This is a genomic window from Acinetobacter sp. (genome assembly GCF_045628685.1).
GTDB lineage: Bacteria > Pseudomonadota > Gammaproteobacteria > Pseudomonadales > Moraxellaceae > Acinetobacter.
Genome location: NZ_JAZQPV010000138.1, coordinates 15,813 through 29,284, shown reverse-complemented (window position 1 = coordinate 29,284; position 13,472 = coordinate 15,813). Strand labels below are relative to the sequence as shown.

Here is a 13,472-nt window from a genome sequence, read left to right as displayed (position 1 = left end):
GGTGTTCCTGCTTCAGCTTGTTTCAAAATACTCATAATTAAGCTGTCTGAATATTTAGATATTTTCATAGAAAATCTCCTTGGATAAAGATTATTCGATTTTCTACTTTTAAACTCAATTATTTGCAGGGAGCATTACCTATCGAGAAGCAATTTAAGTGAAAGTTCAACTTTCAAATGACTGTATATTATTCACCCACCTAAAATTTATCCAAATAAAAAACCCGTCATAATGATCTGACCCCCAAAAGTTAGACAGTAAGTTAGGCAATTTCTAAGGACTGATTTCTGTATTCTACAGGGGTCAGTCCTTTCAATTTAACCTTGATTCTTTCATGATTGTAATAGTAAATATATTCTTTCACTTTTTGCTCCAATTCATCAACTAATTTAAATTCTTCTCCATAGAAACATTCAGATTTAAGTATTCCAAAGAAGCTCTCCATAGCAGCATTATCTAAACAATTCCCCTTACGTGACATACTTTGGGTGAGCCCTCGTTCTGCTAACTGTTTCTGGTAAAATCTCATTTGATATTGCCAACCTTGATCAGAATGGATCATTGGCTTCTCATTTAGGTTGAGTGTCTCTATAGCCTCTTTAAGCATATCTTTGACTAGTCCGAATACTGGTCTACGTTCCATTTGAAATGCAATAATTTCACCGTTAAATAAGTCCATGACGGGAGATAGGTAAAGCTTGTCCCCCCGAATATTAAATTCAGTCACATCAGTAACCCATTTTTGATTAGGTCGCTCAGCCTTAAATTGACGCTGCAATACATTGTTTGCAATTTTACCCACTTGCCCTTTATACGAACGGTATTTCACAACCCTAATACGTGATTTAAGCTTCATAGATATCATCAATCGCTGCACACACTTATGGTTCACGATCAAACCTGTATTTCTCAATGCAAGGGTAATCCTGCGATACCCATAACGCCCTGTATGCTGATGATAGATCACTTTGATTTGCTGTTTTAAATCACTGTATTTATCATTGATTTTTGATGACTTCTGATGATAAAAATAGGTACTACGCGCCATCTTGGCTGCATATAGCACATGCTTTAGTGGGTAGTTTTGCCTTAATTCAGATATGAATCTTGCAGCCGTTGCTGTTCGACTTTTTCCTGTTCTTTCTGCTTCTGAATCAAGGCTCTCCGCTTTTTTAGGAAAGCAACTTCAGCACGTAGATATGCCAACTCCTCAAGCAGTTCCTCATGGGTTTTATCCTGATCTGCTTGAGTATATTGAGCTCTCGTTATCTTTGGCTTTAGCATGCTTTTGGGCCGTCCTCTAGCTTTCGGTTTCAAGCCATCTATACCGTTTTCTTTATATTGTTTCAACCAATCTCTTAACGTGCTTGTTTCTTTAATATGAAAGCGTTGCATCGTTTCTCTTAATGAAGCTCCTTCCTCACATATTGCTTTAACAACTTGATATTTAAATTCAACCGTGAAAGTTGTTTTAGATCTTCTGAGTTCTAAGCCTGCCATGCCATAAAGTTTAAATGCTTTACTCCACTTTTGAACATCTGATCTATGAACATTAAAAATTTGACCTGTTACAGAGTCGCCATGACCAGACAAGTAATGCTCCACAACTTTTAATTTAAATTCTTGAGAATATTTAGCCATTAAAAAGCACCCTTCAAATTAGACTAAGAGTGTCCAACTTTCGGGGTGCAGATTATAAAGACGGGTTTCTTTTAAATCAATTCAGTCTTATAGACGAACCAATTCCACAATTTTATCAGCCAATTCTTCAACCGACTCTTGCGCGAAGCTTACATCTGTACCTTCCGCAACATTAGTAATGACTGCAATACCTGTTTCACGAAGAAGTGCAACTTGAGCAGCATCAAGGTCAGCTTTCGCAATCGCTACGATGCCTTGTTGAAGCAACAAGTTTTCAAGCGCTTGAGCATTTTCCAATGCTTTGTTCGACACAGTGATTGACGCAGGTTTTTGACCTAAACGCGCAGCACGGTCTTCCGCTGTTACAGGATTGCTATGTGCAGACCATTCAACTGTGTCTTCCACCATACCTGCACCAATCGTTACGTTGTTCAAACGATCAATGAAGATAAACGAACCGGTGTAACGGCTGTCTTGATAACGGTCAAATACCACTGGCGCATCGAATTCAACAGTAACACTGGCAATGGCATTCAGCTCAAGGTGATCTACTTGCATTTGCTCAAGCGTGTTCACATTGGTACGGAAATTGATGCCAGTCACTTTGGCAGGAACAGTTTGCGTACCAATTTTGATATTATACAACTTGCCAAGTACAAGCGGTTGATCCGCCATCCATACCACAGTCGCTTTTACCGAACGTGAAATGGCAGGAATACCCTGATCCGCACGAATCAACATATTACCGCGTGAAACGTCAATTTCATCGTTTAACGTTAATGTCACCGCTTGACCTGCAAATGCATGTTCAAGGTTGCCATCATAAGTCACGATTTCTTTAACAGTTGAAGACTTACCCGATGGTAACGCTACAACTTTATCACCTACGCTGATTTCACCCAGCGCAATCGTACCTGCAAAACCACGGAAATCGAGGTTAGGACGGTTGACATATTGCACAGGGAAACGGAAATCACGTTTCACGGTATCACGGTTAATTTCAACAGATTCAAGTGAACCCATTAAAGTTTGACCGGTATACCACGGTGTATTTTCAGACTTGTTCACCACGTTATCGCCATTCAATGCAGAAATAGGCGTAAAGATGATGTTGCTTGGCTTACGGTCGCCCAATTGGCTTACGAAGTTTGCATAATCTGCTTGAATTTCATTGAAGCGCGCTTCAGAGAATTCAACTAAGTCCATTTTATTGATCGCAACAATAATATTCTTAATACCGAGCAAGCTTGCAATATAAGTATGACGACGGGTCTGGGTTTGCACACCGTAACGCGCATCAATCAGGATGATCGCAAGGTCACAGGTCGATGCACCTGTCGCCATATTACGGGTGTATTGCTCATGCCCCGGAGTATCAGCAATGATGAACTTGCGTTTTTCAGTCGAAAAATAACGGTAAGCGACATCAATGGTAATACCCTGCTCACGCTCCGCTTGCAGACCGTCTACTAGCAGTGCCAAATCAGGGGCATCACCCGTTGTACCGACTTTTTTAGAGTCGCGGGTTACGGCTTGCAATTGATCTTCATAGATCAATTTTGAATCGTAAAGCAAACGACCAATTAAAGTCGATTTACCATCATCCACGTTACCGCAAGTAAGGAAACGCAATAAGTCTTTATTTTCGTGCTGTTTTAAATATGCCAAGATATCCTGGCTAATCAATTCTGATTGATGAGACATTGCTCAAAGCTCCACATATTCTTTAGAAATCGGTTGTCATCATCTCTAATCTCCCAAAATCCCTCTTGATGAAAGATGAGCAGCACTGCTGCGCAAGGGAAGAGATTCGAGATGCTTAGAAATAACCTTCTTGCTTTTTCTTTTCCATCGAGCCTGCTTCATCATGGTCAATCATACGACCTTGACGTTCAGAGCTTGTGGCTAAAAGCATTTCCTGGATAATTTCCGGCAAGGTGTCGGCAGTCGATTCAACCGCACCCGTTAATGGGTAACAACCTAAAGTACGGAAACGTACCGATTTCATTTGTGGAACTTCACCCTCAAATAAAGGCATACGTTCATCATCAACCATAATAAGCGTGCCACTACGTTCAACTACAGGACGTTCTGCCGCCAGGTAAAGTGGCACTAATGGAATGCTTTCCAAATAAATGTACTGCCAGATATCAAGCTCAGTCCAGTTTGACAATGGGAACACACGAATACTTTCACCCTTGTTTACTTTACCGTTGTAAAGATTCCAAAGTTCAGGGCGCTGATTTTTCGGGTCCCAACGGTGCTTGCTGTCTCTGAATGAATATACACGTTCTTTAGCACGTGATTTTTCTTCATCACGGCGCGCGCCGCCAAAAGCAGCATCGAACTTGTATTTATCCAAAGCCTGCTTTAAGCCCTGAGTTTTCATGATGTCGGTATATTTAGAACTACCGTGATCAAACGGATTGATCCCAGCGTCTTTACCTTCTTTATTTTGATGAACGATCAGATCGAAACCATGGGTTTTGGCCATGTTGTCGCGGAATGTGATCATGTCTTTAAACTTCCAACCCGTGTCTACATGCAATAGCGGGAATGGGAGTTTTGCAGGATAGAATGCTTTTAAAGCAAGATGCAGCATGACTGCAGAATCTTTACCAATCGAATATAGCATGACCGGATTTTCAAACTCGGCAGCAACTTCGCGGATGATATGAATACTCTCAGCTTCTAGCTGTTTGAGATGAGTAAGTCTTTCCTCATTTAACGACATGGACAACACCAGCTTAGAAAAACGTGTACTTATGACACTTTTGAAAATTTATATTCATTATAGTGATTTAGTTATCTCATCCATTGCTTGTTTTATGATATTGATATGCAAAATTGTCATATAAAGCTTATCTAATAAGAAGTATAAGCTTTTATTAATCATCTATTTTAGACTGAGGAATTATTCTACCCAGAGTCAGCATTGATAACTATCTTATATTAAAATTTACAAAATCTAAGCTGATTGGTATTTTATATCAAGCCTATATTCTATTCGGCTTGTAAATCCCCTACAGTAGCCAGACTGTCCCCCATCTCCTCTGTTCTTTGAATTATGCCTACGCTAGACCTTACAATCAACACTGTTAAATCCAGCCTAGAATATGCACAACTCGCCGGCTATATCTATCAACACAACCCACATTTACTGGTGCTTCAAGAAGCCTTAAATGAGGATGGTTCCATCCTGAATAATTTTGTTCAACATGAGCTTACTGCTGACCAAATCGGATTACAATTTGGTCTACGACTTTTGGACAATAAGTTTGATTTTTTGATCGGTGCGACCCACAGCAATCAGGATCGAAGCTATGAAATTAGTGCGGGTAATTTAAAGGCAGATCAAAAAGCATTTAACTTGCTTTATGCCTTTTATAATTATCCCAAAGCATTCTATTTGGTCAGCCTTCCCCTTGCAGCCAATAGCGCACAACTTGAGCAAGCAATTGAAAGCCAGTTGTTCAATAAACCGGAATTGGATTTCCTGAATACTGCAATTAAAACTAATCCAATGGGTAAACCAGTGAATTGGATGAAAAGCTTTATTGTGCAACAAGTCTTAGACATGAAAGTCCGGATTCAGACCTGCTTGAATTAAGGCTTAAATTTTTTAGTAAAATTAAAGTCTAAAGCTTTAAGTAATTCCCTCTAAGTAAGTCATTAAAATCTAAAAAATGCAGTCTAAATTGGCTGCATTTTTTATTTTAACTCGAATAAGTTTTATACAATTACTCTGCATAAACTTACTTGAATTAGGTCTGCAAAAAGCTACATTATCTGCTGACCTTACCTATATAGCACATATTAATAAATCACTCTATTTACCGTGGCTTGCAGTTTAAAGAAAATGCCGTAGCTAAATTGGAATGGTATTACTCCATTCCTCCCAATAGCCAAATTATTCAATATCAGAACATTGCGCTAAAGGTACAATTTGCAGGTGTCCCATTTGTTGGCATTAATGGATACCTGCCTTTAAAAGCTATCCTGCTATCGCTGTTAGAGTGAATTGCGAAAGCTGTTATGAAATTGATGAATTTAAGGGGTTGATTGAAGGTGATTCTAGACCAATGGAATTAAATTAGTATTTATGGAATGATTATTGGGGCTGCTCCCAAGGCCCATATGGTTTTAACGGGTGCTACACAGCCTAAATACCCTATTCAAAATAAAAAAGTTTCCGATTCAAGATTTGGTTCAAGCTTAATAAATTTTATCCCGCAAAACCTGATCACACTCTAACCACAACTGGTTCCTGAATTTCAGGACAATAATGGGCCATATAATGAATTATCAACTAATAATGAGTATAAAAAATGATAAGTTTAAAAAAATTATATAAGAAACGTTTTACCCAATGTCTTTATTTAAGCTTAGGCTGCCTGCCTATTTCTGTAAATTCTGCAAATTTAACTCAAATTAAACATCATCCTATTGATGAAATTGTTCAGCAGAATATTGTCAAAAAAACTGTTCTATCTGTTAATAAAACCACTAAAATCGATCAGATGCGAATTATGCATATCGATATTGACTACGTCTATGACAAAAACAAGAAACAGCAACAAACCAATATTCAATCTTTAATTGAACGCATTCAACAGATTCAGCCCAATACTATTTTCCTGCAGGCTTTTGCTGATCCAGATGCCAATGGTTCGGTAGATCAGGTTTATTTTAGAAACCGTCATATTCCGTTAAGAGAAAATCTTTTCCCTCTGCTGGTGAAGCAAATTCGTAACAAGACTCAAGTGAAACATATATATGCTTGGCTGCCTTTAATGGCATGGGAATTCCCAAAAAGCTATAATATTCCTTATATTTCACATAGTGAGGGGGGAAAACAAGGCTATATTCGGGTTTCTCCATTTGATCAAAAGAATCTTAAATATGTTTCTGAAATTTTTTTAGATTTTATGAAATCCAATTCAGTAGACGGTATTCTTTATCATGATGATATTACGATGAGTGATTATGAAGATATCTCTGCTCCTGCCTTAAGCATGTATCAATCTTGGGGATTTAATTCAGATCAGGTATCACAACTGCATAAATATTCCAAACCATCACAATTGGCTCAATTAAAGACGGCATATCTGGATCAGTTTGCAGAAGGGATTAGCAAAATTATTAAACAGCAACAACCTAATCTTTTGACTGCCCGTAATATGTATGCACCGGTAGTATTAAATCCCATCAGCGAAAACTGGTTTAGTCAGTCGATGCCAAGTACTTATCAACACTATGACTACAATGCCATTATGGCAATGCCTTATATGGAAGAAGCAGAGGATCATCAGCAATTCTATTTAGACTTAATTCAACATTCAAAGAAATACGACCCCGAATTGGATCGTACTATTTTTGAACTTCAAGCTGTGAATTGGAAAAATAATCAGAAACTTTCAACACAGGAAATTATTGAGACCATACAGTTTTTGGAAAAAAACGGAGTAAAACACATTGGTTATTATCCCGATGATTTTGTCGCTGAACATCCTCAACCGGCTAGGCTGAAATCCGCTTTTTCAACTGATGATTAAGCTCAATAAATTCTAACTTCCCCTTGTTATCATAATAAAGGGTTAGATTCTTTGCCTGTTGCATATTTAAAATATCTGTCTTATTAACTTTAAAGCTTAATGCAAGCTGGTGTTCATCTATAGCCAAAGGAGTACTACGGCGTTCACGGTTATAAAAGCGAATCCAGTTGTAAGTCGCCCAAAGCAGAAGCACACCAATAAAGATGACAATCATGACAATCATATTCATTAAACTCAGCTGACTATCAGGTGTAGCCTGTACCACCATTTGCTGATAAATTGTTTTACCTTCAACCCACCAGAAGAACACTGTCAGCAGGGGCATAAACAGCCACATAAATATGAACCAGCCTACAATTTGCAAGCTGTAACCCATACTCTTATTTCGTACATATTCTGGCCGGTCAATATATTCAGGAAGTTGTAACTTCGACTCATCTTTAATAAGATTATATTTTTTGTTTAAATTAGTCATTTTCCATTTCTCCTCTAAAGCCACGATCTGGGCTGACCCATCGTGCACGTTTTTGGGTTTTGAAAATTGTTTTAGGTAATGCAACGACCGTGGTCAGCATAGTGAGAATCCAGAAGAACAAAGGATACCAAATGACCCAAAAATAGTTCCTGAAGATTCGGTCTTTGTCGTAGGGTTTATCAATACATAAACTGACAAAAAATTGAACAAGACAAGTCATTCCTAGAATGACCCCATACCATTGAGGAAAGAGAGACTGAATCGCCCATTCGCCCGGTAAAGAGAAAAATAGACCATATAAATACAAGACAATAATACCCGCCATCACATATGCCCAAACCACACTGATAATAGATTCCAGTGCAATCAACCACATTCGACGTAGATTCCATTTAAATAAGCTTAAAGAGTAAGCAAATAAAACTTCAATTCCACCTTGTGACCAACGTAAACGTTGTTTCCATAAACCCTTCAATGTTTCTGGCATATAGATATAACATAATGCTTTGGGTACATACTGCAGATCCCAATGATCGAACTGCAAACGCCATGACACATCGATATCCTCTGTGATCATGTCATCACGCCAATAACCAATGCGGTCTAAAGCAGTTTTACGGAAACCTGCAATTGCCCCTGACACGGTAAAAATACGCCCGTAGGTTCGTTGTGCCCGTTTAATTAATCCAATAATGGAAGAGAATTCTCCCACTTGAATTTTACCAAGGATGCCAGAACGATTGATAATCCTTGGATTACCAGTCACCGCCCCAACTCGAGGATAACGAGTTAAGTGATACATCATCCATAACACAGCATGGGGGTGTAATAAGGTATCACCATCAATACAAATCAGATATTCATTTTGACTGACCATTGCACCTGCACGAAGTGCATAGGCTTTACCTTGGTTTTCAGCCAAATGAACCACCCTGAGTTTAGGGTATTGCAGTAAAAGCTGATCTAAAATATCTGCTGTTTTATCTCGACTCCCATCATTTACCGCAATTACTTCAAAATTTGGATACTGGGTTTGCATCGCGAACTTAATCGTATCTCTAACCTGCCCTTCTTCATTAAAACAAGGAATAATAATACTACAAGCATATTCGCTAACGGGTGGAGTTGCAGGTTGTTTACGTTCATGCTTTAGATAAAACCAAATGCCACCTGCAATCCAAATCCAAGCCATAAATAATGGATAGAAAAACGCAAAGCCAAAATAAAAATCACTGAATTGATATTGATTAAACCATTCCATTATTTTTCCCCCTTAGCCAAAGTATGCTCATAAGGATTGCGATATGTTAATGGACTACCATTGGTACTTAATTCCCGGTAAAGATTTTCCTGAATCTTCTGACCTTCTTCTAAGTGATAGTTATTGACACCTATTTTTTGTACAGATAAATTTTTTAAAGTTTGATAATCATATTTATACTGTTGCCATTCACGCTTTGTAGCATTTGGATTGACGGTATAACTAAATATCAAACGCTGTATTTGCTTATCATTTAAATTTTGTAACTGCTTTTTTATAGCTTTAAATATTTCAGGATGCTTAACGGGATCAAATTCAATATAAAGGAAATCGCTATAAGTTAAGCTATGCTCAATTAGAGGTTTTAAACCCTCAATATGTTTATCCTTTAAGCTTATTTTTAAAGCAGTTTGATAATTACTACTAATATTTGCATAATATTTGGCTTTTTCTTTAGTTCTTTCTTTAATTTTAAAAACTTGATTTATTTTCTGAGTACAGAGAGGATCCCAAGTTTCATTTTGGACGGCACATAGAAATTCATCCCCAGTTTCTATCACCAAGCCCTCAAGATGTGTATTATTTTTAACCAAATCCGCTGTTAGCTCTGCAAGATTAAAACCTTGTTGTGTTTCCAGACTAATCGGCAGTTCGGCATATACATTGTTGCCAATACGCGTACGTGCCTGCCAAACTGTACGATTAAGCATATCTTGACGCATATTTAACTGGCGATTTGGGAAATATGTAACATCTATTTTTCCATCCCCATTCTCATCAGCTACTACCTTTAATAAAATCATATTGGTTTTTAATGCATTAGCTTGATCCAGAAACTGTCCAAGTTTTTGATTGAAAATTTGATTATTCGGACTAACCATTTCCGTCAAATCAAAACGAATAAAACTGTGACGTTGCTTATGAGGGGCACGGGCAAAAGTTAAAAAATCTTCCATCTGAGTACGAAGCATTTCAGGCGTTGGATTATCCATCACAAGAGCGCGTTGATATGTTGTGCCCGAGTCTGCAAAGGTAGACATGCTGCCCAAACTAAAAGACATAGGCAATCCTGCCTTTTCTGCAAGTTGTTCACTTTCTTTTGTCACTGCCCCATAAGGCCAGAAAATACCTTGGGTGCTAATGCCTAATTCAAAATCTAAAATTTCTTTAGATTTTTTCAAGTCTGCAATCACTCGTTTGTGATAAGCCTGATCGGATTCATATTTCTGAAGTTTGGGAAAATATTCACGGGTAATTGCAGCAGGCTGCATATTTTTTTGTGGATTGGCAAGAATGCCTTTATGCATATTATTAGAATGTGAAACAAATTCAGTTAGACCTGATTGTTGCATTTCACGCATTTGATCCCAGTTCATCAGATTATTCTTACCATATGCCTCATAGGCATCTTTGGTATTACCATTAATCCAACTGGTAGGAATAGCAAATACAGCTGGAAAGTTATATTGCTTCAATAAAGGATAAACATGGGAATAATTACTTAATGCACCATCATCAAAAGTCAATAATACTGATTTAGGAGGCAAGCTTTTTTTCTTTTGGCGAGCTTGCCATACATCCTTCAAGCGAATTGGATGCCAGCCTTCTCGCTGAAGCCATGCAAAGTATTGCGCTAAATTTTTAGTACTGATTGCATAAATATCTCGATCTCCTGATTGGGCAACATCATCTCGCACATCATGAAAAGTAAGTGTCACAAACAGATTATCAGGTATTTCAATTGCAGCTTTTATTCCATTTTGAGCCATACTCGGGGCTGGAATTGCCAGACATGTTATTATCATGACTGCAAATATTTTTTTTGTAATGTGCTTCATTAAAAACGCCCCTCAAAACCAATACGTCCATACGTTCTCTTTTCATCTTCGCCATCGTAAGGATGCGTCCCCCACCCAATACCGTAGTTAAGATTCCATGTACGATTAAGTTTCCAGTCATGTTGATAAAACACGTTAAAAATCGGTTTTGAGGAAAATCCATGTTGGTCAAAAGTTCCGATGGCTGCTTCAAAATGTTGTTTAAAATACTGGTCATAACGACGCCAAGTCATCCATTCATGTTTTAAAGTCATTTCTACGCTATAACTTTCTTCAGGATTAAAATAATCCACTTGAATTTTATCGTTTTGACCATAATACCCCCCTAAAGTCACATTGGTAATATGATGGGGTGACTGAAAAACCTGTTGTTTAAAGTAAGTGGAAAATTCCTGACGGGTATTTCCATCATTAATATCCATCAGTTGATAAATCGCTCCCGCTTCACGAGACTCATTCTGCTTCCAGTTCATTCCAATGGTATAAGAGTGACCTTCATCCCCATTTCTAATAGCTTGTAAGGGAATATCAGCCTGACTATTAAAACCTAAAATATACTGCCAATGATCATTCAACCATTGGGACCAATTCAATTGCACACCAAAACGATCGTCTTGATCATCTATGCTTTGAGAAAGCATAATATTTGCAACTTTACGACGAGAGGCCCATTCAAGACCAAGCCCTAAGCGTTGATCATCAATCCTACCCTCCGTGTAGTCAGCCGAACGAATATGATGATCTGCAAAAGCACGATAATTGTCATAAAACCAAGGACTGTTAATACGGGTCCAGTTTTCCTGTTCTTGACTTCCCTTTAAACGATTGAGCAAAGCAGAATTATCAGATTCGCTCTCTGAAAAAATACTCTGATGTTGAATAGAGGCATGATTTCGATCATCAAGTTCTTTTTTACTTTTTATGACTGCGGTATCTCCTGGAATATTTTGAATGAGATAAGCATTCTGTTTACGCCACTGTTGAATATCACCTAATGCTTGCATGTTCTGTAAATGATTAATTCGAACACCTTGATCAACAGGTTCAACACCATCCCACTGGGCCAATGTCCATTCAGACCGCTGTGGTTTTTCACGCCATCGTTGAATGAGTGCCAGATGATTTTGATAAACGACATTATTGGGTGCTTTTGCAACCAGCTCCTCAAAATGCTGTTCCGCCTTAGCATCCTGATTACGATAGGCATAATTGAGACCCACTAATCCTAAATATTCACTACGGTCATTATGGGTTACTTTATCCACCCCTTTTGCATTACTATATTTAAAAGTAGGTAATAACTTGTCCATATCTAAGAGTAATTGATTGGCTTCTTCAAACTTTTCTTGTTCAATTAAAGCGTAATAAATACCGGAATAAACATTAAAATTTGGATAGTTTTTTTCTTTTAACAAACTTTTATATTGAGTTTCAGCCAATTTAGGTTGTCGCATCTTTAAATATGTATCCGCAATCGAATGACGGACATAAGCAGGCATCTGATCAATTGGCAATCCAACTTTTGGAATTTGTTCAAGAACTTTTTTAGATAGATTTCGCTGATTCAATGCATAAATATATTCATAATAAAATTTACGTTTGATATTTTCATCATTAGGCAACTGGGCTTCAAACTTGTCCATATCGGCGATGACTTGATCAAGCTGTTGATAAGCAACATTTCCACGATCACGGTAAGTTGAAAGCCTGTAATACTCTACTGCATTTAAAATACGTTGGGTAAATTCACTAATTTTTACATTAGCTCCTAGTTGGGAATTTTTCCTTAATGATTCATTGCCTTCAATATATTTTTCAGCTTGAGCATAATCAGCATTGCTCATAAGTGCCAATACATACTGTTCTTGTGTACTGATATTTTGATTCTTTTTAACAGCTAGGCTAGCTGCGTTCAGTTGCTCAATGGGCATACCTAATAATTTATATGCATAAGCGAGCTGTGCTAAATAATCCGCCTCCATATAATTGATATCAACCCGTGAAAGTGTGTTTTTTGCTTCCACCGTTTTGCCCGCTTCTGCCTGTAATACCCCTATTAAAACCCACCATTTCTGATCGGGATCATTCTGAGCGAATTTTTTTGCCCATTGTTCTGCTAATTCGAATTCCTTTAAATCCCGCAGTGCCTTAATTACGCTAACCTTTGCATATTGCGGGAATTGAGCAGTTTTTATCCCAGAAAGATATTTAATATCTTGCTCAGCAAATTTTTGATGCTCATAGGATGTCACCACAAAGTCAGCAATCAGTTTCTGATTATTGGGCTGGAGAACCAATAATTGCCTGAGTTTTTGTAAGCCCACCTCTACTTGCCCTTGCTTAATTAAAGCCACAATTTCTTCTCGTTGCGGATCAACAGAGTCCCGATACAACAATTCTGCATGCAAGCATGAAGAAAACAGTAAAGTGCAACAAGAAAGGGTAAGTATATTTAATTTAGAATTTATTTTATTCATATTTAAAATATTCATTATTCATTATTCATTATTCATTATTCATTATTCATGGAGCATCGCAGTGCAATAAACGATACCCATAAACCCACTGATATTAACTATTTTTTGTGTTTAATTTTGTATTTTTATAAATTAATGCGATAAGTATCACTTTATTTTAACCATGAAAAACATTTATATATATTCTTATTTTTCGTTTCTTTCTCTGTAAAAGAATTTAATTAC

General features: G+C 37.6%; 9 protein-coding genes. 2 read left to right on the top strand and 7 right to left on the bottom strand.

Annotated elements, in window-relative coordinates; all coding sequences use genetic code 11:
- Positions 1–262: 262 nt before the first annotated feature.
- From ACKI4H_RS18435 to cysD, 3 genes are all read right to left on the bottom strand, one after another.
- Positions 263–1,641 (bottom strand): IS3 family transposase gene (locus ACKI4H_RS18435; RefSeq protein WP_407308385.1). Its coding sequence is split into 2 segments (ribosomal slippage): positions 263–1,167 and positions 1,167–1,641, totalling 1,380 coding nucleotides; the frame shifts between segments, so codons are not numbered across the junction.
- An 87-nt stretch (positions 1,642–1,728) separates the two neighbouring features.
- A complete protein-coding gene (gene cysN, locus ACKI4H_RS18430) occupies positions 1,729–3,345 on the bottom strand; it encodes a sulfate adenylyltransferase subunit CysN (protein WP_407308382.1) in 1,617 nt (538 codons plus the stop codon).
- A 115-nt stretch (positions 3,346–3,460) separates the two neighbouring features.
- Positions 3,461–4,375 carry a sulfate adenylyltransferase subunit CysD gene (gene cysD / locus ACKI4H_RS18425; RefSeq protein ID WP_407308380.1) on the bottom strand — a complete coding sequence of 305 codons (915 nt, stop codon included), beginning with the start codon at positions 4,373–4,375 and terminating at the stop codon, positions 3,461–3,463.
- A 333-nt stretch (positions 4,376–4,708) separates the two neighbouring features.
- On the opposite strand from cysD, the gene ACKI4H_RS18420 reads away from it, so the two are divergent.
- Positions 4,709–5,251, top strand: coding sequence for a hypothetical protein (locus ACKI4H_RS18420; protein ID WP_407308378.1), 543 nt, complete (start codon positions 4,709–4,711; stop codon positions 5,249–5,251).
- A gap of 718 nt (positions 5,252–5,969) precedes the next feature.
- Positions 5,970–7,196, top strand: coding sequence for a poly-beta-1,6-N-acetyl-D-glucosamine N-deacetylase PgaB (gene pgaB, locus ACKI4H_RS18415; RefSeq protein WP_407308375.1), 1,227 nt, complete (start codon positions 5,970–5,972; stop codon positions 7,194–7,196).
- Here the strand turns inward: pgaB (ACKI4H_RS18415) and pgaD are convergent.
- Genes pgaD through pgaA form a run of 4 tightly spaced genes read right to left on the bottom strand, consistent with a single transcriptional unit; the run spans position 7,162 to position 13,247 of the window.
- Positions 7,162–7,671: a poly-beta-1,6-N-acetyl-D-glucosamine biosynthesis protein PgaD gene (gene pgaD, locus ACKI4H_RS18410; RefSeq protein WP_407308373.1), complete on the bottom strand. Its 510-nt coding sequence runs from the start codon at positions 7,669–7,671 to the stop codon at positions 7,162–7,164. The two genes, pgaB (ACKI4H_RS18415) and pgaD, sit on opposite strands and share 35 nt — an antisense overlap.
- Complete coding sequence (gene pgaC / locus ACKI4H_RS18405; protein WP_407308370.1) at positions 7,664–8,932, bottom strand: poly-beta-1,6-N-acetyl-D-glucosamine synthase; 1,269 nt, start codon at positions 8,930–8,932, stop codon at positions 7,664–7,666. The genes pgaD and pgaC overlap by 8 nt, the downstream gene beginning before the upstream one ends.
- Positions 8,932–10,770, bottom strand: a complete 1,839-nt coding sequence (gene pgaB / locus ACKI4H_RS18400) for a poly-beta-1,6-N-acetyl-D-glucosamine N-deacetylase PgaB (RefSeq protein WP_407308368.1) — start codon at positions 10,768–10,770, stop codon at positions 8,932–8,934. The genes pgaC and pgaB (ACKI4H_RS18400) overlap by 1 nt, the downstream gene beginning before the upstream one ends.
- Positions 10,770–13,247, bottom strand: a complete 2,478-nt coding sequence (gene pgaA, locus ACKI4H_RS18395) for a poly-beta-1,6 N-acetyl-D-glucosamine export porin PgaA (protein WP_407308366.1) — start codon at positions 13,245–13,247, stop codon at positions 10,770–10,772. Before pgaA ends, pgaB (ACKI4H_RS18400) begins: the two co-directional genes overlap by 1 nt.
- Between the last annotated feature and the right edge of the window lie 225 nt (positions 13,248–13,472).